This window comes from Pseudomonas sp. S1(2024), assembly GCF_046557535.1.
Genome location: NZ_JBKGFP010000072.1, coordinates 86,978 through 110,819 on the forward strand (window position 1 = coordinate 86,978; position 23,842 = coordinate 110,819).

A 23,842-nucleotide genomic window follows, 5' to 3' on the forward strand; every position below is an offset into this window, starting at 1 on the left:
CGATGCGGTCAGATCAAGGTCTCGATCCGCAGCGTGTTAGTCGACCCCGGTTTGCCGAAAGGCACACCGGCAGTGATCAGTAGCGTGTCGCCACGGCTGGCCATGCCTTGTGCCTGGGCAATTTCCAGTGCGGTGGATACAACTTCGTCCACCTGGCGCAGGCGGTCGTTGACCACCGAGTGCACGCCCCACGCCACGCTCAGGCGACGCGCGGTGGCCAGGTTCGGCGTGAGGTTGAGGATCGGTGCCCGTGGCCGCTCGCGGGCCGCGCGCAGGGTCGAGGCGCCCGACTCGCTGTAGTTGACCAGCACCGCCACCGGCAGGATGCCGCTGATACGGCGGATGGCGCAGCTGATGGCGTCCGATACGGTGGCCTCGGCCTTCGGCCGGCCAACGTCGAGCTGGGCCTGGTAGTCCGGGCCGTTCTCCACCTGGCGGATGATCTTGCTCATCATCTGCACGGCTTCCAGCGGGTACTCACCCGAGGCAGTCTCGGCCGACAGCATCACCGCATCGGCACCCTCGGCCACGGCGTTGGCCACGTCGGTGACTTCGGCGCGGGTCGGCGCTGGCGAGAAGCGCATGGATTCGAGCATCTGGGTGGCCACCACCACCGGTTTGCCCAGTTGGCGGCAGGTGCCGATGATGCGTTTCTGGATTTGCGGCACGCTTTCGGCCGGCACTTCCACGCCCAGGTCGCCACGGGCCACCATGATTGCATCCGCAAGTTCCGCGATGGCTTGCAACTGTTCGACCGCCGATGGCTTTTCGATCTTCGCCATCAGGTAGGCACGGTCACCGATCAGCTGGCGTGCTTCGGTGATGTCTTCGGGGCGCTGCACGAACGACAGAGCCACCCAGTCCACGCCCAGCTCCAGGCCGAAGGCCAGGTCGCGGCGGTCTTTCTCGGTGAGCGGGGAGAGGTCGAGCACCGCTTGCGGCACGTTGACACCCTTGCGATCGGACAGTTCGCCGCCGGCCAGCACTTCGGTGTCGATGGCGTCGCTGTGCTTGGCGGTGACGCGCAGGCGCAGCTTGCCGTCGTCCAGCAGCAGGTCCATGCCCGGCTCGAGGGCGGCGATGATCTCAGGGTGCGGCAGGTTGACCCGGCGGCTGTCGCCCGGGGTGTTGTCCAGGTCCAGGCGCAGGGCCTGGCCGCGTTGCAGCTGCACCTTGCCGTCGGCAAAGCGGCCGACGCGCAGCTTCGGCCCTTGCAGGTCCATGAGGATACCCAGTGGGTAGTTCAGTTGCTGCTCGACTTCGCGGATCCACTGGTAGCGCAGGGCGTGGTCGGCATGCTCGCCGTGGCTGAAGTTGAGGCGGAAGATGTTCACCCCGGCTTCTACCAGTTGGCGGATGTCGCCAATGCCTTTGATCGCAGGGCCAAGGGTGGCGAGGATTTTGACTTTTTTATCAGGCGTCATGATTGGGCAGTCTCGAGGATCAGGATGGCGCGGAAGTCGTTGACGTTGGTGCGGGTCGGCTCGGTGACGATCAGCGCATCCAGGGCGGCGAAATAACCGTAGCCGTTGTTGTTGTCCAGTTCGTCGCTGGCCGACAGGCCCAGGGCTTCGGCACGGGCGTAGCTGGCCGGGGTCATGAAGGCGCCGGCGTTTTCTTCCGAGCCATCGATACCGTCGGTGTCACCGGCCAGGGCGTACACGCCCGGCAGGCCTTTCAGGCTTTCGGTGAGGCTGAGCAGGAACTCGGCATTGCGCCCGCCACGGCCATTGCCGCGCACGGTCACGGTGGTTTCGCCGCCGGACAGGATCACGCAGGGCGCTTTCAGCGGCTGGCCGTGCTGGACGATCTGCCGGGCGATACCGGCGTGCACCTTGGCCACTTCGCGTGATTCGCCTTCCAGGTCGCCGAGGATCAGCGGGCTGAACCCGGCCTGGCGGGCTTTGACCGCGGCGGCTTCGAGCGACTGCTGGGGCTTGGCGATCAGCTGGAAGTGGCTGCGGGCCAGGGCCGGGTCGTCGGCCTTGACGGTTTCCGAGGCGGGGTTGTTGAGCCAGTCGATAACGGCCTTGGGCGCTTCGATGTTGTAGCGCTTGAGGATGGCCAGGGCATCGGCCGAGGTGCTTGGGTCGGCCACGGTAGGGCCGGAGGCGATCACCGTGGCGAGGTCGCCCGGTACATCGGAAATGGCATAGGTGTACACCGTGGCCGGCCAGCAGGCCTTGGCCAGGCGGCCGCCCTTGATCGCCGAGAGGTGCTTGCGTACGCAGTTCATCTCGCCGATGGTGGCGCCGGATTTCAGCAGCGCCTTGTTGATCTGCTGCTTGTCGGCCAGGGTCAGGCCTTCGGCGGGCAGGGCCAGCAGCGCCGAGCCACCGCCGGACAGCAGGAAGATGACGCGATCGTCTTCACTGAGGTTGCTGACCAGTTCCAGCACGCGTTTTGCCACGGCCAGGCCGGCGGCATCGGGGACCGGGTGGGCAGCTTCGACCACCTCGATCTTCTGGCAGTTGGCGCCGTGACCGTACCGTGTGACAACAAGCCCGGAGACTTCGCCCTGCCAGCTTTTCTCGACCACTTCGGCCATGGCGGCTGCGGCCTTGCCGGCACCGATGACGATGACCCGGCCGCTGCGGTCGGCGGGCAGGTAGGGTTCGAGGACTTGACGGGGGTGGGCGGCGGCGATGGCTGTGTCGAACAGCTCGCGGAGAAGTTTTTGCGGATCGACCGACATGGCAGGCTCCCAATTATTGTTGTTCTGCAGAATCAAAAACGCCCCTGGAACTGCCTCCGTGCAGGCCGAACCAGGGGCGGGTGTTGCTCGGTGCCACCTTTGAACCTGTGGTCGCAGGTTCAAAGGTGTTGAATTCATCGCCGGCAAGCCAGCTCCCACAGGTACAGCACAGGATTGAGGGATTGTGCGGTCCCTGTGGGAGCTGGCTTGCCGGCGATTGGGCTGCGCAGCAGCCCCCGAATTCGAATTACTTGTCGTCGCGGATCGAGAAGTTGGCCATGTGCTCCAGCCCTTTGATCAGCGCCGAGTGGTCCCAGTTGCCGCCGCCCAGGGCCTGGCAGGTGTTGAACACTTGCTGTGCATTGGAGGTATTGGGCAGGTTGATGCCCAGTTCCTTGGCGCCTTGCAGGGCCAGGTTCAGGTCCTTCTGGTGCAGGTTGATGCGGAAGCCTGGGTCGAAGGTGCCCTTGATCATGCGCTCGGCGTGCACTTCGAGGATCTTCGACGAGGCGAAGCCGCCCATCAGTGCTTCACGTACCTTGGCCGGGTCGGCGCCGTTCTTGGCGGCGAACAGCAGGGCTTCGGCAACGGCCTGGATGTTCAGGGCAACGATGATCTGGTTGGCCACCTTGGCGGTCTGGCCGTCGCCATTGCCACCGACGCGGGTGATGTTCTTGCCCATGGCTTCGAACAGCGGCAGGGTGCGCTCGAAGGCTTTCGGGCAGCCACCGACCATGATGCTCAGGGTCGCGGCCTTGGCACCGACTTCGCCGCCGGACACCGGGGCATCCAGGTAGGCAGCGCCGGTAGCCTTGATCTTCTCTGCGAAGGCTTTGGTAGCGGTAGGGGAGATCGAGCTCATGTCGATCACGACCTTGTTCGGGCCCACGCCTTCGGCCACGCCGTTGTCACCGAACAGGACGCTCTCGACCTGCGGGGTGTCGGGGACCATGACAATAATGAACTCGGCTTCCTGGGCAACTTCCTTCGGGTTGGCCAGGGCCACGGCACCGGCGGCGATCAGGTCGGCCGGGGCAGCGTCGTGGTGAGTGGAGACGAAGATGCTGTGACCTGCTTTCTGCAGGTTCTGAGCCATGGGCTTGCCCATGATGCCGGTGCCGATGAAACCGATTTTAGCCATGAGAATGTGCCTCTTTGTATTTGTGATGTCTCAAGCAGACCGCAATCCCTGTGGGAGCGGGCATGCCCGCGAAACAGGCGACTCGGTGGATGGCACCGGCTATGCCGGTGTTCGCGGGCATGCCCGCTCCCACAGGGTTTCGTGTTTCACAGGGGGGTAGCGTTCAGCCGTTCAGATCGCGTTATGGGTCTTCAGCCAGCCCAGGCCCGCTTCGGTGGTGGTCAGCGGCTTGTACTCCGCGCCCACCCAGCCCTGGTAGCCGATGCGGTCCAGGTGTTCGAACAGGAAGCGGTAGTTGATCTCGCCGGTGCCTGGCTCGTTGCGGCCGGGGTTGTCGGCCAGCTGGATGTGGTTGATCAGTTTCAGGTTGGCTTCCATGGTGCGAGCCAGGTCACCTTCCATGATCTGCATGTGGTAGATGTCGTACTGCAGGAACAGGTTGTCGCTGCCAACCTCGGCCTGGATTTCCAGGGCCTGTTTGGTGGTGTTCAGGTAGAAGCCGGGGATGTCGCGGGTGTTGATCATTTCCATGACCAGGCGGATCCCGGCGGCTTTCAGCTTGTCGGCGGCGTAGCGCAGGTTTTCCACGAAGGTCTTGCGCACGGTGGCGCAGTCCGGGCCTTGTGGGCGAATGCCGGCCAGGGCATTGACCTGGGTGTTGCCCAGCACCTTGGCGTACTCGATGGCCTTGTCGACACCGGCGCGGAATTCCTCGACGCGGTCAGGGTGGCAGGTGATACCGCGCTCACCCTTGGCCCAATCGCCCGCCGGCAGGTTGAACAGCACCTGGGTCAGGCCGTTGGCGTCCAGCTGCTGCTTGATCTCGGCAGCGCTGAAATCGTACGGGAAGAGGTACTCTACGCCGCTGAAACCAGCATCGGCGGCAGCCTTGAAGCGGGCCAGGAAGTCCTGTTCGGTGAACAGCATGGACAGGTTGGCAGCGAAGCGAGGCATGTTGTGTCTCCTAGCGATGAAGGCCCCCGGCGCCCTGAGGTAGGGGCCGGCACGGGGGCGTCAGGCGATCAGTCCAGCAGCGAGATGGCGGTTGGCGCGTCGTTGCCGACCAGGGCCAGGTCTTCGAACTCGTTGACCGCGTTGATCTCGGTGCCCATGGAAATGTTGGTCACACGTTCGAGAATCACTTCGACCACCACCGGTACGCGGAACTCTTCGGCCATCTTCTGTGCCTTGAGCAGGGCAGGGGCGATCTCGGCCGGCTCGAATACACGGATGGCCTTGCAGCCCAGGCCTTCGACCACGGCGACATGGTCGACACCGTAGGTGGCGGCGTCGGTCGAGTTGATGTTCTCGAACGCCAGTTGTACACAGTAATCCATGTCGAAGCCACGCTGTGCCTGACGGATCAGGCCCAGATAGGCGTTGTTCACCAGCACGTGCACGTACGGCAGGTTGAACTGTGCGCCCACCGCCAGCTCTTCGATCATGAACTGGAAGTCGTAGTCACCCGACAGCGCGACCACCTTGCGCTTCGGATCGGCCTTGACCACACCGAGGGCGGCAGGGATGGTCCAGCCCAGCGGGCCGGCCTGGCCGCAGTTGATCCAGTGGCGTGGCTTGTACACGTGCAGGAACTGCGCACCGGCGATCTGCGACAGACCGATGGTGCTGACGTAGCAGGTGTCCTTGCCAAATACCTGGTTCATTTCTTCGTAGACGCGCTGCGGCTTGACCGGCACGTTGTCGAAGTGGGTCTTGCGCTGCAGGGTGGCCTTGCGCTCCTGGCAGTCTTCCAGCCAGGCCTTGCGGCACTTCAGCTTGCCAGCGGCTTTCCACTCGCGGGCCACTTCGAGGAACACGTCCAGTGCCTTGCCGGCGTCGGAAACGATACCCAGGTCCGGGGTGAACACGCGGCCGATCTGGGTCGGCTCGATGTCCACGTGCACGAACTTGCGGCCTTCGGTGTAGACGTCGACGGAACCGGTGTGGCGGTTGGCCCAGCGGTTACCGATACCGAACACCAGGTCGGATTTCAGCAGGGTGGCGTTGCCATAGCGGTGCGAAGTCTGCAGGCCGACCATGCCGACCATCTGTGCGTGGTCGTCCGGGATGGTGCCCCAGCCCATCAGGGTTGGAATCACTGGTACACCGGTCAGTTCGGCGAACTCGACCAGCTTGTCGCTGGCGTCGGCGTTGATGATGCCGCCACCGGCTACCAGCAGCGGGCGTTCGGCGTCATTGAGCAGGGCCAGGGCTTTTTCGGCCTGTACGCGGGTGGCGGACGGCTTGTGCACTGGCAGCGGTTCGTAGGCGTCGATGTCGAATTCGATTTCGGCCATCTGCACGTCGAACGGCAGGTCGATCAGTACCGGGCCTGGGCGGCCGGTGCGCATTTCATGGAAGGCCTTCTGGAAGGCGTAAGGCACCTGGCCCGGCTCCAGAACGGTGGTGGCCCACTTGGTGACCGGCTTGACGATGTTGGTGATGTCGACAGCCTGGAAGTCCTCCTTGTGCAGGCGGGCACGTGGGGCCTGGCCGGTGATGCAGAGGATCGGGATGGAGTCGGCGGAGGCACTGTACAGGCCGGTGACCATGTCGGTGCCGGCTGGGCCGGAGGTGCCGATGCACACGCCGATGTTGCCTGGGTTGGCACGGGTGTAACCCTCGGCCATGTGCGAGGCGCCTTCGACGTGACGAGCGAGGACGTGATCGATGCCACCGACTTTCTTCAGGGCCGAGTACAACGGGTTGATGGCAGCCCCCGGGATGCCGAACGCGGTATCTACACCTTCACGGCGCATGACCAGAACGGCTGCATCGATTGCTCTCATTTTGCTCATGGTTTGTGCCTCATCGATTTTGTAATTGTATACAACTTGCTTTGTGCCAGAGTGTATTCACGGCTGGCCGCTCAGGTCAACGGGTTTTCGTCGGACGAGGTCGCTTTCGTTCAAGCGCCCGTGAAAACGGGCGTTTGCAATCTCGCATACGATCGTTTCAATTTATTGTATACAAAAAAAGATTCAGTTGTGTTCTATTGGCTTATCGGTTTTTCACCTGCCCTCAGGGCTTCTCACAACAAGAAGAGGACCTTTCCATGAACGCTTTGAACCTGAAAGTCGCGGTCAGCCTGGTGAATGCCGCGCTGGCGGCGGGCCGCAAGATCAACGCCGCGCCACTGACCGTGGCGGTGCTGGATGCCGGCGGCCACTTGCTGGCGCTGCAGCGCGAGGATGGCGCCAGCCTGATCCGGCCGGAGGTGGCCACCGGCAAGGCCTGGGGCGCGATTGCCCTGGGCAAGGGCTCGCGCCTGCTGGCGCTGGACGCGCAGCAGCGGCCGGCATTTTTTGCCGCGCTGAACGGGTTGGGCGAGCGGCCGGTGGTGCCGGCGCCGGGTGGCGTGCTGGTGCGTGATCAGGACGGCAAGGTGCTGGGTGCGGTAGGGATCAGCGGGGATACGTCGGATATCGACGAGCAGTGCGCGATCAGTGCGATCGAGGAGGTGGGGTTGAAGGCGGATGCGGGTGTAGCAGCCTAAATCTCTGTTGCCTGTTCCGGCCCCATCGCCGGCAAGCCAGCTCCCACAGGTACATCACAGTTTTCAAGGTCTGTGGCGGCCCTGTGGGAGCTGGCTTGCCGGTGATGGGCTGCGAAGCAAACCCCCTGGCCTCGTTGAGACCACTCCCGCTCACACCCCTTGAGCACCATGCGGATGATGGTCTCCGCCGCCGCGTCATAATCGCTGTCGGCCAGCTTGGCCTTGCCGGTCACGGCAGAGATCTGCCAGTCGAAATCGGCATAAGTCTGGGTCGCTGCCCAGATGCTGAACATCAGGTGATGCGCATCCACATGGGCGATCTGCCCGCGGTCGATCCAGCGCTGGATGCACTCGATGTTATGCCGCGCCTGCTCGTTCAGCTGCGCTACCTGGTTCGGCGACAGGTGCGGGGCGCCGTGCATGATCTCGCTGGCGAACACCTTGGACGCATGCGGCAGGTCGCGCGAAATGCGGATCTTCGAGCGGATGTACGCACTCAGCACTTCCTTCGGGTCACCGTCGGCATTGAACGGGGTAGACGCCTGCATGATCGGCGCGATGATACTTTCCAGGACCTCGCGGTAGAGGTTGTCCTTGGATTTGAAGTAGTAATACACGTTCGGCTTGGGCAGGCCGGCCTTGGCCGCGATATCGCTGGTCTTGGTGGCGGCGAAGCCCTTGTCGGCGAATTCCTCGCTGGCCGCGCGCAGGATCAGTTCCTTGTTGCGCTCGCGAATGGTGCTCATGGTCAGGGATCTTCCTCGTGTCTGGCCACCTCTAAGAGGGATCGGGCATGGTAGCACCGGGCTCGACGGGCGCTCAAGGCAGCGGCTTTGGGCTAGAATCCTGGACACTTACTCTTCTGGATGCAGGCAAACATGGCAGGAAGCAGTCTACTGGTACTGATCGACGACATCGCCACTGTGCTCGATGACGTCTCGGTGATGACCAAGGTGGCGGCGAAAAAGACCGCAGGCGTGCTGGGCGATGACCTGGCGCTGAATGCCCAGCAGGTCACCGGGGTACGTGCCGAGCGCGAGATCCCTGTGGTGTGGGCAGTAGCCAAGGGCTCGATGGTGAACAAGGCCATCCTGGTGCCGGCGGCGCTGCTGATCAGTGCGTTCATTCCCTGGGCGGTGACGCCGTTGCTGATGCTGGGCGGTGCCTACCTTTGCTTCGAGGGCTTCGAGAAGCTGGCGCACAAGTTCCTGCACAGCAAGGCCGAGACTGACGCCGAGCACGAAGCGCTCAAGGAGGCGGTGGCCGATGCCAATGTCGACCTGGTGGCGTTCGAGAAAGCCAAGATCAAGGGCGCGGTACGTACCGACTTCATCCTTTCGGCGGAAATCATCGCCATCACCCTGGGCATCGTTGCCGACTCGCCGTTGACCCAGCAGATCGTCGTGCTGTCGGGTATCGCGGTGGTCATGACCATCGGCGTGTACGGGCTGGTGGGCGGTATCGTCAAGCTCGATGACCTGGGGCTGTGGATGACCCGCAAGGCATCACGCCTGGCCAGGGCGGTAGGTAACGGCATTCTGCGTGCCGCGCCATACATGATGAAGAGCCTGTCGGTGATCGGTACGGCGGCCATGTTCCTGGTTGGTGGCGGGATCCTGGTGCATGGCATCGCACCTCTGCATCATGCGATCGAGGCATTTAGCGAAGGGCGTGGCGGGGCGTTGACCGTGGCACTGCTGAACGGCGGTGTGGGGGTTGTGGCCGGTGCCGTGGTGCTGGCCGTGGTGGGCATTGCGGGGAAATTGTGGCGGGCGGTTCGGCCGGCCACCTGATTTGCATGGCCGGGGCTTTGCCCCGGTTCGCGGGCACGCCCGCTCCCACATGTATAGCGTCTGCCATGAAGCCGGTGCGGACCCTGTAGGAGCGGGTTTACCCGCGAATGGGCCGCAAGGCGGCCCCTGTACTCAGATCAGAAGTGAACCTTGAGCAGGAAGCTCATGGTGTTCTGGTCCGTGGTGAAGGCATCGGAATCCTTGATGCCGTACTTGTTCTTCCAGTAGTCGTACTCCACACCCACATACAGCTGCTTCTCGCCCAGGTGCAAGGCCTTGCCCAGGTCATACTTGATCTGCGGGTTGAAGTGCAGGTTGGCCTGATAGGTGCCGCGGCGGTTCTCGTCGTTGTCCACCACCCAGTCCATGAAGCCGTCGATCAGTACATCGGACGAACCGACCGGAATGGTGTACGACCACACCGGGGTGATCTGCCACACGTTGTCGCCGGCGCGGCTGCCGTCGGTGGTGCGGTTGTAGAAGTTCAGCTGGAAGTAGTCGAAGCCCGGGATGTCCAGGTCGAAGCCAGGGCCGATCAGGTACGACTCGGTATCACCTTCACCGAACTCGTAGGTCATCGCCAGCAGTACGTCCTTGACCGGGCCAAACCCGATCTTCTGGTCGAAGATCTTGCCGAACGACAGGCGCGGGCTGATTTCGCCGTAGTAGGTGTTCGGGCCGTTGCCCTCATCTTTCTGGCCCTGATAGAAGATCTTGTCGACAAAGATGAAGTTATCGCCGTACTTCCAGCCATCAGCGTGCTCGAAGGTCACGGTTTGCTGGATCGACGGGTTGACCTTGAAGTTCTTGCCCCACAGGTAGGTCAGGCTGTTGTTCTGCCATTGCAGCAGGTCGCCGCCGAAGGTGGTGCCACAGGCCAGCAGGCCGCCGGCGAGGATCAGGCTGTTGATGGTACGCATTGCGAATGTCGCTCCCTTGATTGATCTGTTGTCAGCGCTCGTTATTGGCGCTTTTTGTCTTTTGAGTCAGCTTTTTTCGATAGGCCACAGCTGTCTGGCAAGGGTTGAGCCAACTTTCCTGGGCTGGCAAAACCTTCCTGCTCGACTTCGTTCTGAACGGATGAAAAGGGTCTTTCAGGCTGGCAACACGTTGGCCAACCGCCCGAATTCATTGACTGAGCGGTCAGTAAACGCAGGCAGAATCCGTTCTGCCCTGATCGAGGGGGCGCGCAGATTACTGGCTTGCGCGCCTTGCCTCAAGTGCTCCGTCCTGGAGCAGAGTGGAACAAACTTGTGCGTTTGGTCAGCTTTCTAGAAGTGCACCTTGATCAGGGCACTGGTGACGCTCTGGTTACTGTCGATATTGCCTTGGCTGTCGATGCCGTACTTGTCCTTCCAGTAGCTGTACTCGATGCCCACGTACAGCTGCTTGGCGCCCAGGTTCAGGGCTTTGCCCAGGTCGTACTTGACCTGTGGGTTGAACTGCAGGTTGGCGTGGTAGGTGCCACGGCGGGTCTGGTCGTTGTCGACCACCCAGTCCATGTAACCGTCGATCAAAATGTCGGATTTGCCCACCGGAATGGTGTACGAGAAGGCCGGGGTGATCTGCCAGACGTTGTCACCGGGGCGGCTGCCTTCGGTGTTGCGCAGGTAGAAGTTGAGGGTGAAGTAGTTGAAGCCGGGAATGTTCAGGTCGAAGCCGGGCCCGATCAGGTAGGCCTCGTTGTCGCCCTCGCCACGCTCGTAGGTCATGGCCAGCAGCACATCCTTGATCGGGCCGAACGCCAGCTTCTGGTCGAAGATCTTGCCGAACGACAGGCGCGGGCTGAATTCACCGTAGTAGGAGGTGACGCCTTTGCCCGGGTCGGGCTTGCCGTTGTAGAAGACCTTGTCGACGAACATGAAGGTATCGCCGTACTTCCATTTGTTGGCGTGCTCGAAGGTCACCGTCTGCTGGATGCGTGGGTTGACCTTGAAATCCTTGCCGTACAGGTAGGTCAGGCTTTCGCCATGCCACTGCAGCCATTCACCAGCGTGGGCGGGGAGGGTGGCCAGCAGGCTGCTGCCCAGCAAGAGGGACGAGGTGATGCGTTTCATGTTGTGGTTCCCGGACTTATTGTTTTTGTTTGGTTTTTTTGGCGCGCAGGCGCCCCGGACGGCCCATTCCGGCGGGCCGACGGTGTAGCGTTTACGGCGAATTCGAGGCGGGGCGGCAGCGCGCCGCCCCCCTTTGCTCAATGTTGGTGACAGGCTTCGTTGTGCACCGCGCGGTCGGCACCACCAAGGATGTTGAACAGCACGTTCAACACCAGGGCACTGACCGTGGCCATGGCGATGCCACTGTGGGTGATGGGCTCCATCCACTGGGGCATCTGGGCGAAGAACTCCGGACGTACCACGGGGATCAACCCGAAGCCGACGCTCACTGCAACCAGCAGCTGGTTGCGACGGTCGCCGATGTCCGCCTCCTGGAGAATCTTGATCCCGGTGGCGGTGACCATGCCGAACATGGCGATGGACGCGCCGCCCAGTACCGCTGGCGGGATCGAGGCAATCAGGAAGGCCGCCTTGGGCAGCAGGCTGAGCAGGATCAGCAGTGCACCGGCCACGATGGTGACATAGCGGCAGCGCACCCCGGTCATCTGCACCAGGCCGATGTTCTGGGCGAACGAGGAGTGAGTGAAGGTGTTGAAGAAGCCGGCAATGAACGACGCACCGGCATCGCACAGCAGGCCGCGACGCAGCATCCCTGGGGTAACTTCACGATCGGTCACCTTGCCCAGGGCCAGGAACATGCCGGTGGACTCGACGAAGATGATCACCACCACCAGGCACATGGACAGGATCGGCGCCAGGCTGAAGGTCGGCATGCCGAAGTGCAGTGGGGTGACCACTTGCAGCCACGGTGCGTCGTTCAGGCCCGACAGGTCGACCATGCCGATGGAACCGGCCAGGATGTAACCCAGGCCCATGCCCACCAGCACCGACACGTTGACCCAGAAACCGCGCATGAAACGGTTGATCAGCAGGATTACCGCCAGCACCAGGCCGGCCACCAGCAGGTAGATCGGCGAGCCGAAGGTATCTGCCTGTTGGCCGCCACCGGCCCAGTTGACTGCCACCGGGAACAGCGACAGGCCAATCGAGGTGATCACCGTGCCGGTGACCAGTGGCGGGAAGAAGCGTACGACCTTGGACATGAACGGCGCGATCAGCATGCCGAAGAACCCGGCGGCGATGGTCGCGCCGAAGATCCCCTGCAGGCCCACGCCGGGCATGCCGGCCATGGCCACCATGCTGCCGACGGCAGCGAAACTGGCACCCATCATCACCGGCATGCGGATGCCCACCGGGCCGATACCGAAGGACTGGATGATGGTAGCGACGCCAGCGACCAGCAGGTCGGCGTTGATCAGGAAAGCGACTTCTTCACGGGACAACCCGGCGGCCTGGCCGATGATCAATGGCACGGCGATGGCGCCACCGTACATCAGCAGAACGTGTTGCAGGCCAACCAGGATCAGTTGGAACAGGGGCAAGGGCTCGCGCGGCGGCGCAACAGGGATGTACGCCTTGCGTGACTCGGACATGCAGCACCTCGAGTTTTGTTTTTATTCTCGGATCCAAGCGCCGGGCTCAGGCGGCAGGCTCGGTGGAGGCAGCCTGGGGTTCTCGCTAGAGGTCGAACGCTCGATGCTTGCTTGTTGCGTAATACATGAAGCCTGAGGCTGGCTTTGCCGGCCTCTTCGCGGGCACGCCCGCTCCCACAGGGGGGGGTGATCCCCCTTGGGAACGGGTTGCCTGGCGAGGTGCTATCAGTTGACCGGGGCGCCTTTGGCGATCCAGTCACCGACGAGCTTGCGCTCTTCGGTGGTCATCTGGGTGATGTTGCCCAGCGGCATGATCTGGCTGGCGACCGCTTGCGCCTGGATGCGCGCGGCCTGGGCCTGGATCTGCTGCGGGGTGTCGAACATCACGCCGGCAGGGGCGGCGCTGAACAGTGGGCTGGTCGGCTTGGACGAGTGGCACACGGTGCAGCGTTCCTGGATGACATTGTGGATCTTGTCGAAGCTCTCGCCGCCAGCCTGGGCCGTGGCCTGGGCAGGGACTTCGGCCGGCGCGGCAGGCGCTGCGGCAGCCTTGGCGGCGTCCTCGGCGCGTTGCTCGGCAGCGGTCTTGCCACCTACAGCGGTCGCAGGCAGTGGCTGGTACTCGACCTTCGCCGCGGCTTGCTCAGGGCTGACGGCCATCGGTTTCGGACCGGTGACGTAGGCCAGGCAGATCATCGCCAGGGCGCCGACCGGCAGGGTCCAGGCGTACTTGTTGCTGTCGTGGCGGGTGTTGAAGTAGTGGCGGATCAGGACCGCGGCTACTGCGATACCGGCCAGGATCAGCCAGTTGTACTGGCTACCGTAGGTGCTCGGGAAGTGGTTGCTGATCATGATGAACAGCACCGGCAGGGTGAAGTAGTTGTTGTGGCGCGAGCGCAGCAGGCCCTTGGCCGGCAGTACCGGGTCGGGGGTCTGGTTGTTCTCGATCGCAGCCACCAGCTGGCGCTGGGCCGGCATGATGATGCGGAACACGTTGCCGACCATGATGGTGCCGATGATCGCGCCGGTGTGCAGGTACGCACCACGGCCGCTGAACACCAGGCTGAAGCCCCAGCATGCGGCGATGATCAGCACGAACAGTACTGCACCGAGCAGCGCTGGCTTCTTGCCCAGGGGCGAGTCGCACAGGAAGTCGTAGATGAACCAGCCGGCGATCAGCGAGCCGATACCGATGGCCACGCCTTCGGCACCGCTCAAGGTGCTGCCAGGGGCCAGCAGGTACAGGGTCGGGTTCCAGTAGAACACCACGCACAGCAGGGCAATACCGGACATCCAGGTGAAGTAGGCCTCCCATTTGAACCAGTGCAGGTTCTCGGGCATTTTCGGGGGGGCGAGCTTGTATTTCTCCAGGTGGTAGATACCACCGCCGTGAATTGCCCAGAGATCACCCGACAACCCATCGCGCGGATTGCTTCGGTTCAGGTGGTTCTCCAGCCAGACGAAGTAGAACGATGCACCGATCCAGGCGACACCGGTGATCATGTGAACCCAGCGAATGCTCAGGTTCAGCCATTCGTGAAGGTGTGCTTCCACAGTATGTACCTCTTGCCGGTCACCCGCTCGGGCAATGCCCTTGAATGACCGACCTTTTCTTATTGGTGGGGATTGAGGACCAGCATCTGTTCCTCGGTGAAGTAATGCTCGTCGCAGTTGTTGCCGGAACCACTGCGATCAACCACCAGGAAGTCATCCCGCTTTTCGATCGTCAGCACCGGGTGGTGCCAGACGCCGCGATGGTAATTAACGCCCTGCCTGCCATTACTGCGGAAGGCTCGGACCAAACCTGATACAGGTGCATCGCCAACTGGCGCGACCACGATCAGAAAGGGGTTGCCGAGCAGCGGGATGAAAGCCTGGCTGCCCAGCGGATGGCGTTCCAGCATGCGCACGGTCAGCGGCATGTCCAGCGCGTCGGCGCGGAAGATGCTGATGATCGCCTTGTCTTCAGGCTCGGCGGTTTCGACCGTGGCGAGCTTGTGAAAGCGCATGGTCGAGCCATTGTTGATCATGAAGTGGTCGCTGCCGTCGGTTTCGATCACGTCTCCGAAGGGGGCGAAGGCTTCTTTGGTCAGGGGCTCGATCATCAGGGTGCGCATGCGGATATCTCTTCTATGTTCGTTGTTCTGGATAAGGCTCAAGCGTTGCGGCGGCTTTACAGCTGCAGCAGGCGGAACAGGGCGATCAGGTTGATCTGTGCCAGGGCTTCCTTGAATTCGGCATCGGCATCGTTGTGGATGCGTTTTTCGAAGGAGGCGAGGATCTGGTGCCGGTTGCTGCCTTTTACCGCCATGATGAACGGGAACTGGAACTTGGCCTTGTAGGCGTCGTTCAGTTCGGTGAAACGGGCGAACTCTTCGGCGGTGCACTGGTGAATACCGGCGCCGGCCTGCTCGTTGGTGCTCGATTCGGTCAGCTCGCCCTGGATGGCGGCCTTGCCGGCCAGGTCCGGGTGAGCGTTGATCAGCGCCAACTGGTCGGCGTGGTTGGCGCTGAGCAGGATGTCGCTCATGCGCTGGTGCAGCGCCTCGATCTCGTCCAGTTCGCCCAGTTGGCCCAGGTCATAGGCTTTTTCGGCTACCCACGGCGAGTGCTCGTAGATGTCGGCGAAGGCCTTGACGAAGGCGTCGCGGTCCAGGGCGGATGGCTTGAGGGTCTTGAAGGCGGTCATCAGGCGTTCTCTTTCTTGTACGGGTGGGTGGCGTGCCAGTGGCGGGCGATGTCCACGCGACGGGCGAACCAGACCTGGTCATGGCTTTTTGCGTAATCGACGAAGCGCTTCAGTGCGGCCAGGCGCGCCGGGCGGCCGACCAGGCGGCAGTGCAGGCCGATGGACAGCATTTTCGGTGCTTCGGCGCCCTCGGCGTACAGCACATCGAAGGCGTCCTTCAGGTACTGGAAGAACTGCTCGCCGCAGTTGAAGCCCTGTACCTGGGTGAAGCGCATGTCGTTGGTGTCGAGGGTGTAGGGGATCACCAGGTGCGGCTTGCCGGTAGGGTTGTTCGGCTCCCAGTAGGGCAGGTCGTCGTCGTAGGTGTCGCTGTCATACAGGAAGCCGCCTTCCTCCATCACCAGGCGACGGGTGTTCGGGCCGGTGCGGCCGGTGTACCAGCCCAGCGGGCGCTCGCCGGTGATTTCGGTGAGGATGCGGATGGCTTCGAGCATGTGCTCGCGCTCCTGGGCCTCGTCCATGTACTGGTAGTCGATCCAGCGGTAACCGTGGCTGCAGATTTCATGACCGGCCTCGGCCATGGCACGGATCACGTCGGGGTGGCGCTGGGCGGCCATGGCCACGGCGAAGATGGTCAACGGCACGCCGCTGTCCTTGAACAGCTTCAGCAGGCGCCACACGCCGGCACGGCTACCGTACTCGTACAGCGATTCCATGCTCATGTTGCGCACGCCCTGCAGTGGCTGGGCGGCGACCATTTCCGAGAGGAACGCTTCGGACTCCTTGTCACCGTGCAGGATGTTGCGTTCGCCACCTTCCTCGTAGTTGAGGACGAAAGACAGCGCGATGCGAGCGTTGCCCGGCCATTGCGGGTGAGGAGGGTTGTTGCCGTAACCGATCAGGTCGCGAGGATAGTCAGCGCTCACTGCAGTCTTCCTTCTTGTGCGTTTGTGCGGGGGTGGGCGGACCGCGTCGGGATGTCGCACCACCGGATGGGCTGATTGTATACAACTTCTGAAATCTTTTGTAAGCCTGTTTTTCCGCATTTCTTCCCTTTTGTCGCCTCGCAGCGACCTGGAAAAACAGTGCAAGAAACCTGCCTGATTGGTCAGCTAATGATGTTGGTGTCGTTACCAGGCCTGTCTTTGCGATCGGTGGGTCGCTCAGTGGCAAGATTTGCTGCGGGCGACAGATGGGTTGAAAAAATTGTGTACAATCTTGGCTCAGAATGTCTTAATGACGTCATTCCCGCCTGCCGCAGGCGCTATGCTGGTGCGACGGCTGAGTATTTTTTGCCCACAGATTGAACAAGAGGCGACAAGCAATGGGACGTTTGACCACACACGTACTGGATGCCGCGCATGGCTGCCCGGGCAGCTCGATCAAGGTCGAGCTGTACCGTGTCGAAGGCCAGCAGCTTGAGCTGGTGAACACCGCCCTGACCAACAGCGATGGCCGCGTCGATGCGCCGCTGCTGCAGGGTGACGACTACCGTACCGGCGTCTACCAGCTGCAGTTCAGCGCTGGTGACTACTACCGCGCTCGCGGTGTACAGCTGCCGGCCCAGGCGTTCCTGGATGTTGTCGTGCTGCGCTTTGGCATCGACGAGCAGCAGGAGCACTACCACGTGCCGCTGCTGATCTCGCCGTACAGCTATTCGACCTATCGTGGAAGCTAGTTGGTCGCTAGAAGAATCTTCGTAGGTCCTTTGGCCCGCTCTCACACTGGCGGGCTTTTTTTCGTCTGCAGGAAAGTTACTAAAATGAATTTAACCCGCCGCGAGCAAACGGGGAGGATGCGCGCCTGATTTCTTCCTGTTCGTCAGCTAGCCGACGTTCTCGATCTATCCGGATTCTCAGTCGATCAGTTGCTTCCTGATACATAGATGCCCGCTCTTGCAGCCGAAGTCTTCTGTCCGCTCTGATTATAGGTAGAACAGTTTCCGCAAACTTTCCCGAATCATCAAGTGAATTAGGATTTTGCTGTCTTTTTTCAATGGCAGTATCGATGGCCGCTCGAGCTTTGGGTGAAAATCTATCGCTATAGATCTTCCCTTCGGCCAACATTTCATCCACCGGAAGCAAGCTGCGACGAGCGCCGCTCCCTATACGCTGGTTCAATTTTTGAGACCTCAAGGAGTACCCCTTGGCAGAACTGTATGTTGTTTTTGAGGCTCGCGAGAAATTTGCAAGATCGCGTGAAGATAAGTGTTTGAAAATTTGATCTCTGGGGAGGGGTATTGTTAAGACTTTTTTCAGTGACTCTCCAGATTTGCCGGTGGGGTCATGGCGGTTAACGGGGTCCCCCAGGCAATATGCATAAGCATTAAAACCACCATCGCCAAAAGGGCTGTTATCATCGGAGGAGCAGAGGCGCATAACATCGGGACGGTATAGACGATGACCGTTCCCTAAAAGATAACCTCCAATTGTTGCGAAAAGCCATTGGTCGTTGAAAGCAAGATCGTGGGAGTCGGCTTGACTAACTGTAGTGTAGCCAAAAGGGGTGTAGGCGATATGTTTATCGCGCGTGAAAGTTAGGTTGCCGATCACCGAGCCTGCATGGTCTATAGCGAAGAGAATCGGAGACTTATGGAGAGTTGTGCAATGGAGGAGGGAAAAAGCCTGATCGCTGATGCGAAATACAGTCTTCGTGTTACCTGTGCCAACAGAGGAATGCAGTTTTGCGTTTTGGTAGAATAAGCGATTCATTTTGCATTTCCTGGCTGGTCCGGCTGAGAGAATTTGAAATACAGAGTCTAGGGCTTTCGATATGCTTATACAGAGGGATATTCCATCTCGCACCTGGCAAAACTGTCAGTTGAATCAATGCAGTTTGTGTGTACCGTCAGCAAGAAATAAAAATTATTCAGTGATTCACCTAGGTGGGTAGCCTCCAAGTGGAGCGACGCTGAAAAAAACCAAGGGCGCCGAAGCGCCCTTGGGTGGTGCAGTGAGCGTCAGAGGAACACGAACTTGGCAATGAAGATCGCGCACAGTACCCACAGGCTGGCGGAGATCTCCTTGTACTTGCCGGTACCGGCTTTCAACGCCACATAGCTGATGAAGCCCAGGGCAATACCGTCGGCGACCGAGAAAGTCAGCGGCATCATGATCACCGTGACGATCGCCGGAATGCTGTCGGTGGCCTCGTCCCAGTGAATATGCGCCATGCTGCCCATCATCAGCATCGCCACGTAGATCAGCGCACCGGCGGTGGCATAGGCTGGAATCATCCCGGCCAGCGGGGCGAAGAACATCGCCGCGATGAACAGCAGGCCGACCACCACCGCCGTCAGGCCGGTACGACCACCAGCGGCCACACCGGCAGCACTTTCCACATAACTGGTCACCGGCGGCACACCGACCACGGCACCGAACACACTCGAAGCGCTGTCAGCCTTCAGCGCCTTCGACAAGTTCTCGATACGCCCGTCCGGCGCCACCAGGTTGGCCCGCTGCGCTACGCCCATCAGGGTGCCGGCGGTGTCGAACATGTGCACGAACAGGAACGCCAGCACCACGCTGATCATGCTGACGTTGAAAACACCGGCCACATCCATGGCCATCCAGGTCGGAGCCAGGCTAGGCGGCATCGACATCACCCCGCCGAATTTCACCAGGCCCAGGCCCCAGCCGGCCAGGGTGACACCGATGATGCTGATCAGGATTGCACCGAACACCCGCTTGTAGCTGAGGATGGCGATCAGCAGGAAGCACACCGCCGCCAGCAGCGGCCCTGGCTCATGCAGCGAGCCCAGCTTGATCAGCGTGGCGGGGCTGTCGACGATGATGCCTGCCGTCTTCAGGCCGATCAGCCCGAGAAACAATCCGACGCCGGCCCCCATGGCATGGCGCAGGCTGACCGGGATGCTGTTGAGCAACCATTCGCGCACTTTCGACAAGGTCAGGAACATGAACAGCACACCCGAGACGAAGACTGCGCCCAGTGCCGTTTCCCAGTTGTAGCCCATGGTGCCGACTACGGTGTAGGTGAAGAAGGCGTTAAGCCCCATGCCCGGCGCCAGGCCCACCGGCCAGTTGGCGTACAGGCCCATCAGCAGGCAGCCCAGCGCGGCGGCGATGCAGGTGGCGACGAAGGCGGCACCGTGGTCGATGCCTGCGTCGGCCATGATGTTGGGGTTGACGAAGATGATGTAGGCCATGGTGATGAAGGTGGTCACGCCGGCGATCATTTCGGTTCTGACGGTGCTGCCGTGTTGCTTGAGTTTGAAAATCCGCTCCAGCCAGCTCGTTTCGAGCGGTGGGGCAAGATCCAGCGTAGGGGCTTCGGATTTGCGGCTTTCCACAGCGAGTACTCCTCAAGTCTTTCTTGTTGTTCTGGAACCATGGGCCTGCGCAATGCACTTGGCGGCTCCGCGAGGGAAGGCAGACGTCTGACCGGTTTGTTGACTTATGGGTCAAGAAGTTGCTCGGTGGATTATGCTTTTGTGTACAAATAAAGCAAATAATGTTTTATCTTTTGTGTGCGCAATACGTCGTACAACGGCTATATAGGTAAAAGGCCACCTGCAGAAACGGCTCAGCCTGTGTACAATGGCGCCATACTTTCCTTCGTGCCTCGAGAGCCCATGAACGAACAGCTGCAACCTCTGAAGAAACCTGCGCGTACCGGCAAGGCTGGCCGCAGTGGTACCCAGGACGACATCGTCTACGCGCATATTTTCGAGGCGATCCTCGAGCAGCGTCTGGCACCGGGTACCAAGTTGAGCGAGGAAGCGCTGGGCGAGATCTTCGGCGTCAGCCGCACCATCATCCGCCGCGCCTTGTCGCGCCTGGCCCACGAAAGCGTGGTGCTGTTGCGGCCGAACCGCGGCGCAGTGGTGGCCAGCCCTACGGTGGAAGAAGCCCGTCAGGTGTTCTTCTCCAGGCGCATGGTCGAACGGGCCATTACCGAACTGGCCGTGCAGCACGCTACCCTCGAGCAGCTCAACGAGCTGCGGCAGATGGTGCGGGAGGAGCGCGACAGCTTCTCGCGTGGTGACCGTGGTGCCGGCATTCGTCTTTCCGGCGAATTCCACCTCAAGCTGGCCGAGGCTGCGGGCAATGCGCCGCTGGTCAGCTTCCAGCGCAGCCTGGTGTCGCAGACTTCGTTGATCATCGCCCAGTACGAAAGCGGCAACCGCTCGCATTGCTCGTATGACGAGCACATGCAGCTGATCGATGCCATCGAGGCGCGCGATGCAGAGCAGGCGGTGAGCCTGATGATGCACCACATGGACCACATCGACAGCAAGCTGAACCTGGACGAGGAGAGTGCCTCGGACGATCTGCATGCGGTGTTCTCGCACTTGCTGAAAAAGCCCAAGGTATCGGTCAAGGGTTGATCGTTTGCCTGGTTGACTGAAGGGGGCTGCTTTGCAGTCCATCGCCGGCAAGCAGCCCCCAGCCATTTCTGGCCATTAGCCTGGTGTCTGCTAAATTCTTGTGAGCAAACCTTCATCAAGCAGTTGGGCTTGCGCATTCGTTGCGTTCAACTTCTTGAGGAATGGACTCATGAGCATGTCCCTCGGTAAACGCATGGGGGCCGAGCTGGTCGGCACCTTCTGGCTGGTGCTTGGCGGCTGCGGCAGTGCGGTACTCGCCGCCAGCTCGCCCATCGGCATCGGTGTACTTGGCGTCGCCTTCGCCTTCGGCCTCACCGTGCTGACCATGGCCTTCGCCATCGGCCATATCTCCGGCTGTCACCTCAACCCCGCCGTGTCGTTCGGGCTGGTGGTGGGCGGGCGCTTTCCGGCCAAAGAGCTGCTGCCCTACGTGATCGCCCAGGTGATCGGCGCCATTCTGGCGGCAGGTGTGATCTACCTCATCGCCAGCGGCAAGTCAGGTTTCGAGCTGTCCGCGGGATTGGCTTCGAACGGCTACGCCGACCACTCGCCTGGCGGCTACACGCTCGGGGCGGGCTTTGTCAGTGAAGTGGTTATGACGGCGATGTTCCTGGTGGTGATCATGGGCGCTACCGACGCCCGGGCGCCGGCGGGGTTTGCGCCGATCGCCATTGGTTTGGCTTTGACCCTGATCCACCTGATCTCGATCCCAGTGACCAATACCTCGGTCAACCCCGCGCGTAGCACGGGGCCGGCCTTGTTCGTCGGTGGCTGGGCCCTGCAACAGCTGTGGCTGTTCTGGGTGGCGCCGCTGATTGGTGCTGCGATCGGCGGCGCACTGTACCGGGGTCTGGCAAAAGAACCTTAGCGCTGGTGCACGCAACGCCCAGCGGCGTAGGTTTCACGCACGGTGCGGTCGTCGCCGAGGGTGGTCAGCACGAACAGGGTTTCCTCGATGCTGTTGGACTGCTGGATGCGGTAGTCCAGCAGTGGCGTGGCCTTGTAGTCCAGTACCACGAAGTCGGCATCGTTGCCCGGGCGCAGGCTGCCGATGCGGTCGTCCAGGCGCAGCGCGCGGGCGCCGCCGAGGGTGGCCAGGTACAGTGACTTGTACGGGTGCAGGCGTGCGCCCTGCAGTTGCATCACCTTGTACGCTTCGTTCAGGGTGTTGAGCAGCGAGAAGCTGGTACCGGCGCCAACGTCAGTGCCCAGGCCCACATTGACCTTGAAGCGCTCGGCCTGGGGCAGGTTGAACAGGCCGCTGCCGAGGAACAGGTTGGAGGTGGGGCAGAAGGCCACCGCCGAGCCGGTTTCGGCCAGGCGCTGGCATTCGTCATCGCACAGGTGCACGCCATGGGCGAATACCGAGCGTTCGCCCAGCAGCTCGAAGTGGTCGTATACGTCGAGGTAACCCTTCTGCTCGGGGAACAGCGACTTGACCCACTCGATTTCCTTGAGGTTCTCCGACAGGTGCGTGTGCATGTACACGCCCGGGTGTTCCTTGAGCAGTTGGCCCGCCAGCGCCAGCTGTTCAGGCGTACTGGTCGGGGCGAAGCGCGGGGTGACTGCATAATGCAGGCGGCCCTTGCCGTGCCAGCGCTCGATCAGTGCCTTGCTTTCGGTATAGCCGGACTCTGCGGTATCGGTCAGGTAGTCCGGGGCGTTGCGGTCCATCATCACCTTGCCGGCGATCAGGCGCAGGTCCAGGCGTTCGGCTTCTTCGAACAGGGCATTGACCGATTCCGGGTGCACGCTGCCGAACACCAGGGCGGTGGTGGTGCCGTTGCGCAGCAGTTCCTTGAGGAAGATTTTCGCCACCTGGTCGGCGTGTTCCTTGTCGGCGAACTGCTTTTCGCAGGGGAAGGTGTAGGTATTCAGCCAGTCCAGCAACTGTTCGCCGTAGGAGCCGATCATGCCGGTCTGCGGGAAATGGATATGGGTGTCGATGAAGCCTGGGGTGATCAGTGCGTCCTGGTAGTGCTCGACCGGGATATCGGCGTCCAGGGTCGGCAACAGTTCGGCGGCGTGGCCTACGGCGCTGATGCGGCCATTGTCGACCACCAGCAGGCCGTCCTCGAAGTATTCATGGGAAGCCTCCAGGCCCACCTCGGCCGGGTCGGCGATGCTGTGCAGGATGGCGGCACGGTAGGCTTTGCGGGTAACGGTCATAACACACTCGTCAAATGGCTTGGCTGCGCCGGGAGGGCGGCAGCAACTGGGCAATGGGGCCGGCATTGGCGGCAGCGTCGTGCTGGCCGAAGCAGGCGTTGTAGGTGGCGATGATTTCACCGGCGATGGACACGGCGATCTCGATGGGCAGCTTGCCCTTGACCTCGGCCAGGCCCATCGGGCAGCGCATGCGCGCCATCACGGCCTCGTCATAGCCGCGCTCGCGCAGGCGGTGCTCGAACTTGACCCGTTTGGTCTTCGAGCCGATCAGGCCGAACCAGGTGAAGTCGTTGCGCTTGAGAATGGCGGCGGTCAGTTCCAGGTCGAGCTGGTGGTTGTGGGTCATGACGATGCAGTAGCAGCCTGGCGGCAGGTCTGCCACTTCGTCGACCGGATCCTCGCTGACCACCTTGGTCACCCCGTCGGGGATCAGGGCAGGGAATTCCTGCTCGCGCGAATCGATCCAGCGCACCCGGCAGGGCAGCGCGGCGAGCAAGGGTACCAGAGCCCGGCCGACATGGCCCGCGCCGAACACCGCGATCTGCGCCTGCACCGCGGCCATGGGCTCGAACAGCAGCACAGTGACGCCGCCGCAGCACTGGCCAAGGCTGGCACCGAGGCTGAAGCGCTCCAGATGCGGGGTGGTGCGGTACTCTTCGAGCATTTGCCTGGCGATGTGCAGGGCCTTGTATTCCAGGTGGCCGCCGCCGATGGTGTCGAACAGGCCGCTGGCGCTGACGACCATTTTCGAGCCGGCATTGCGCGGGGTCGAGCCGCGCTCCTCGATGATGGTAACCAGCACGCAGGCTTCGCCACGGGACTGGTGGTCGGCGAGGGCGTTGATCCATTGGTGCATGATGCAGATCCTCATTTCAGGTTGCCTGTACTGGCCCTATCGCCGGCAAGCCGGGCTCCCACAGGTGCAACACAGAGCTTGCCAGCGGTGCAGTACCTGTGGGAGC

Annotated in this window: 22 protein-coding genes and 1 pseudogene; 6 read left to right on the top strand and 17 right to left on the bottom strand. The window is 61.8% G+C overall.

Annotation, left to right across the window (positions count from 1 at the left end):
• Window positions 1–8: 8 nt before the first annotated feature.
• The 5 genes from pyk to gcl form a co-directional block, all read right to left on the bottom strand.
• Complete coding sequence (pyk, locus tag ACLCGK_RS20495; protein WP_410952778.1) at window positions 9–1,424, bottom strand: pyruvate kinase; 1,416 nt, start codon at window positions 1,422–1,424, stop codon at window positions 9–11.
• Window positions 1,421–2,695, bottom strand: coding sequence for a glycerate kinase (locus ACLCGK_RS20500; protein WP_025340038.1), 1,275 nt, complete (start codon window positions 2,693–2,695; stop codon window positions 1,421–1,423). Before ACLCGK_RS20500 ends, pyk begins: the two co-directional genes overlap by 4 nt.
• A gap of 247 nt (window positions 2,696–2,942) precedes the next feature.
• Complete coding sequence (locus tag ACLCGK_RS20505) at window positions 2,943–3,836, bottom strand: 2-hydroxy-3-oxopropionate reductase (protein WP_025340037.1); 894 nt, start codon at window positions 3,834–3,836, stop codon at window positions 2,943–2,945.
• Between the two features lie 171 nt (window positions 3,837–4,007).
• The gene (gene hyi / locus ACLCGK_RS20510; protein ID WP_003259508.1) at window positions 4,008–4,790 is read right to left on the bottom strand and encodes a hydroxypyruvate isomerase; all 783 of its coding nucleotides are present in this window, start codon (window positions 4,788–4,790) and stop codon (window positions 4,008–4,010) included.
• A 68-nt stretch (window positions 4,791–4,858) separates the two neighbouring features.
• Window positions 4,859–6,634, bottom strand: coding sequence for a glyoxylate carboligase (gcl, locus tag ACLCGK_RS20515; protein WP_410952779.1), 1,776 nt, complete (start codon window positions 6,632–6,634; stop codon window positions 4,859–4,861).
• A gap of 257 nt (window positions 6,635–6,891) precedes the next feature.
• Here gcl and ACLCGK_RS20520 point away from each other — a divergent pair, with 257 nt between their 5' ends.
• A complete protein-coding gene (locus ACLCGK_RS20520) occupies window positions 6,892–7,332 on the top strand; it encodes a GlcG/HbpS family heme-binding protein (protein ID WP_013973539.1) in 441 nt (146 codons plus the stop codon).
• A gap of 152 nt (window positions 7,333–7,484) precedes the next feature.
• Here ACLCGK_RS20520 and ACLCGK_RS20525 read toward each other — a convergent pair.
• A pseudogene (locus ACLCGK_RS20525) lies at window positions 7,485–8,078 on the bottom strand (TetR/AcrR family transcriptional regulator); the annotation flags it as partial.
• A 132-nt stretch (window positions 8,079–8,210) separates the two neighbouring features.
• On the opposite strand from ACLCGK_RS20525, the gene ACLCGK_RS20530 reads away from it, so the two are divergent.
• Window positions 8,211–9,125 (top strand): DUF808 domain-containing protein, encoded by a 915-nt coding sequence (locus ACLCGK_RS20530; RefSeq protein WP_015271166.1) that lies wholly within the window; start codon window positions 8,211–8,213, stop codon window positions 9,123–9,125.
• 137 nt (window positions 9,126–9,262) lie between these two features.
• Here ACLCGK_RS20530 and ACLCGK_RS20535 read toward each other — a convergent pair whose 3' ends face one another.
• The 7 genes from ACLCGK_RS20535 to puuE all read right to left on the bottom strand — a co-directional run bounded on the left by ACLCGK_RS20535 (window position 9,263) and on the right by puuE (window position 16,290).
• A complete protein-coding gene (locus tag ACLCGK_RS20535; RefSeq protein WP_003259506.1) occupies window positions 9,263–10,045 on the bottom strand; it encodes an outer membrane protein OmpK in 783 nt (260 codons plus the stop codon).
• A 351-nt stretch (window positions 10,046–10,396) separates the two neighbouring features.
• The gene (locus tag ACLCGK_RS20540) at window positions 10,397–11,182 is read right to left on the bottom strand and encodes an outer membrane protein OmpK (RefSeq protein ID WP_013973536.1); all 786 of its coding nucleotides are present in this window, start codon (window positions 11,180–11,182) and stop codon (window positions 10,397–10,399) included.
• Between the two features lie 137 nt (window positions 11,183–11,319).
• A complete protein-coding gene (locus ACLCGK_RS20545; protein WP_013973535.1) occupies window positions 11,320–12,675 on the bottom strand; it encodes a nucleobase:cation symporter-2 family protein in 1,356 nt (451 codons plus the stop codon).
• 225 nt (window positions 12,676–12,900) lie between these two features.
• Entirely contained in the window at window positions 12,901–14,229 is a 1,329-nt protein-coding gene (locus tag ACLCGK_RS20550; protein WP_410952780.1) for a urate hydroxylase PuuD, read from the bottom strand.
• Window positions 14,230–14,288: 59 nt separating this feature from the next.
• Window positions 14,289–14,792: an ureidoglycolate lyase gene (locus tag ACLCGK_RS20555; RefSeq protein ID WP_003259500.1), complete on the bottom strand. Its 504-nt coding sequence runs from the start codon at window positions 14,790–14,792 to the stop codon at window positions 14,289–14,291.
• Between the two features lie 56 nt (window positions 14,793–14,848).
• Window positions 14,849–15,364: a 2-oxo-4-hydroxy-4-carboxy-5-ureidoimidazoline decarboxylase gene (gene uraD, locus ACLCGK_RS20560; RefSeq protein ID WP_013973532.1), complete on the bottom strand. Its 516-nt coding sequence runs from the start codon at window positions 15,362–15,364 to the stop codon at window positions 14,849–14,851.
• Window positions 15,364–16,290, bottom strand: coding sequence for an allantoinase PuuE (gene puuE, locus ACLCGK_RS20565; RefSeq protein WP_013973531.1), 927 nt, complete (start codon window positions 16,288–16,290; stop codon window positions 15,364–15,366). Before puuE ends, uraD begins: the two co-directional genes overlap by 1 nt.
• 75 nt (window positions 16,291–16,365) lie before the next feature.
• On the opposite strand from puuE, the gene ACLCGK_RS20570 reads away from it, so the two are divergent.
• Together ACLCGK_RS20570 and uraH are read left to right on the top strand one after the other, a co-directional pair.
• A complete protein-coding gene (locus tag ACLCGK_RS20570; RefSeq protein WP_410952781.1) occupies window positions 16,366–16,671 on the top strand; it encodes a hypothetical protein in 306 nt (101 codons plus the stop codon).
• Window positions 16,672–16,688: 17 nt separating this feature from the next.
• The gene (gene uraH, locus ACLCGK_RS20575) at window positions 16,689–17,042 is read left to right on the top strand and encodes a hydroxyisourate hydrolase (protein WP_003259496.1); all 354 of its coding nucleotides are present in this window, start codon (window positions 16,689–16,691) and stop codon (window positions 17,040–17,042) included.
• A 79-nt stretch (window positions 17,043–17,121) separates the two neighbouring features.
• On the opposite strand, the gene ACLCGK_RS20580 is transcribed toward uraH, so the two are convergent.
• Both ACLCGK_RS20580 and ACLCGK_RS20585 read right to left on the bottom strand, forming a co-directional pair.
• Window positions 17,122–18,075, bottom strand: coding sequence for an RHS repeat-associated core domain-containing protein (locus ACLCGK_RS20580; protein WP_410952782.1), 954 nt, complete (start codon window positions 18,073–18,075; stop codon window positions 17,122–17,124).
• Window positions 18,076–18,323: 248 nt separating this feature from the next.
• Window positions 18,324–19,673, bottom strand: coding sequence for an NCS2 family permease (locus ACLCGK_RS20585; RefSeq protein WP_013973528.1), 1,350 nt, complete (start codon window positions 19,671–19,673; stop codon window positions 18,324–18,326).
• 282 nt (window positions 19,674–19,955) lie between these two features.
• On the opposite strand from ACLCGK_RS20585, the gene ACLCGK_RS20590 reads away from it, so the two are divergent.
• Window positions 19,956–20,711, top strand: a complete 756-nt coding sequence (locus tag ACLCGK_RS20590; protein WP_003259493.1) for a GntR family transcriptional regulator — start codon at window positions 19,956–19,958, stop codon at window positions 20,709–20,711.
• Window positions 20,712–20,880: 169 nt separating this feature from the next.
• Window positions 20,881–21,579: an aquaporin Z gene (gene aqpZ, locus ACLCGK_RS20595; protein ID WP_013973527.1), complete on the top strand. Its 699-nt coding sequence runs from the start codon at window positions 20,881–20,883 to the stop codon at window positions 21,577–21,579.
• Here aqpZ and guaD read toward each other — a convergent pair.
• Complete coding sequence (gene guaD / locus ACLCGK_RS20600; protein ID WP_039614441.1) at window positions 21,576–22,880, bottom strand: guanine deaminase; 1,305 nt, start codon at window positions 22,878–22,880, stop codon at window positions 21,576–21,578. The genes aqpZ and guaD overlap by 4 nt on opposite strands.
• A gap of 10 nt (window positions 22,881–22,890) precedes the next feature.
• Window positions 22,891–23,736 carry a xanthine dehydrogenase accessory protein XdhC gene (xdhC, locus tag ACLCGK_RS20605; protein ID WP_410952783.1) on the bottom strand — a complete coding sequence of 282 codons (846 nt, stop codon included), beginning with the start codon at window positions 23,734–23,736 and terminating at the stop codon, window positions 22,891–22,893.
• Window positions 23,737–23,842: the final 106 nt, after the last annotated feature.

Bases quoted from the DNA above. Each gene is read 5' to 3' on its own strand.
- pyk (WP_410952778.1), bottom strand. From the start codon at position 1,424: ATGACGCCTGATAAAAAAGTCAAAATCCTCGCCACCCTTGGCCCTGCG.
- ACLCGK_RS20500 (WP_025340038.1), bottom strand. From the start codon at position 2,695: ATGTCGGTCGATCCGCAAAAACTTCTCCGCGAGCTGTTCGACACAGCC.
- ACLCGK_RS20505 (WP_025340037.1), bottom strand. From the start codon at position 3,836: ATGGCTAAAATCGGTTTCATCGGCACCGGCATCATGGGCAAGCCCATG.
- hyi (WP_003259508.1), bottom strand. From the start codon at position 4,790: ATGCCTCGCTTCGCTGCCAACCTGTCCATGCTGTTCACCGAACAGGAC.
- gcl (WP_410952779.1), bottom strand. From the start codon at position 6,634: ATGAGCAAAATGAGAGCAATCGATGCAGCCGTTCTGGTCATGCGCCGT.
- ACLCGK_RS20520 (WP_013973539.1), top strand. From the start codon at position 6,892: ATGAACGCTTTGAACCTGAAAGTCGCGGTCAGCCTGGTGAATGCCGCG.
- ACLCGK_RS20530 (WP_015271166.1), top strand. From the start codon at position 8,211: ATGGCAGGAAGCAGTCTACTGGTACTGATCGACGACATCGCCACTGTG.
- ACLCGK_RS20535 (WP_003259506.1), bottom strand. From the start codon at position 10,045: ATGCGTACCATCAACAGCCTGATCCTCGCCGGCGGCCTGCTGGCCTGT.
- ACLCGK_RS20540 (WP_013973536.1), bottom strand. From the start codon at position 11,182: ATGAAACGCATCACCTCGTCCCTCTTGCTGGGCAGCAGCCTGCTGGCC.
- ACLCGK_RS20545 (WP_013973535.1), bottom strand. From the start codon at position 12,675: ATGTCCGAGTCACGCAAGGCGTACATCCCTGTTGCGCCGCCGCGCGAG.
- ACLCGK_RS20555 (WP_003259500.1), bottom strand. From the start codon at position 14,792: ATGCGCACCCTGATGATCGAGCCCCTGACCAAAGAAGCCTTCGCCCCC.
- uraD (WP_013973532.1), bottom strand. From the start codon at position 15,364: ATGACCGCCTTCAAGACCCTCAAGCCATCCGCCCTGGACCGCGACGCC.
- uraH (WP_003259496.1), top strand. From the start codon at position 16,689: ATGGGACGTTTGACCACACACGTACTGGATGCCGCGCATGGCTGCCCG.
- ACLCGK_RS20580 (WP_410952782.1), bottom strand. From the start codon at position 18,075: ATGAATCGCTTATTCTACCAAAACGCAAAACTGCATTCCTCTGTTGGC.
- ACLCGK_RS20590 (WP_003259493.1), top strand. From the start codon at position 19,956: ATGAACGAACAGCTGCAACCTCTGAAGAAACCTGCGCGTACCGGCAAG.
- aqpZ (WP_013973527.1), top strand. From the start codon at position 20,881: ATGAGCATGTCCCTCGGTAAACGCATGGGGGCCGAGCTGGTCGGCACC.
- guaD (WP_039614441.1), bottom strand. From the start codon at position 22,880: ATGACCGTTACCCGCAAAGCCTACCGTGCCGCCATCCTGCACAGCATC.
- xdhC (WP_410952783.1), bottom strand. From the start codon at position 23,736: ATGCACCAATGGATCAACGCCCTCGCCGACCACCAGTCCCGTGGCGAA.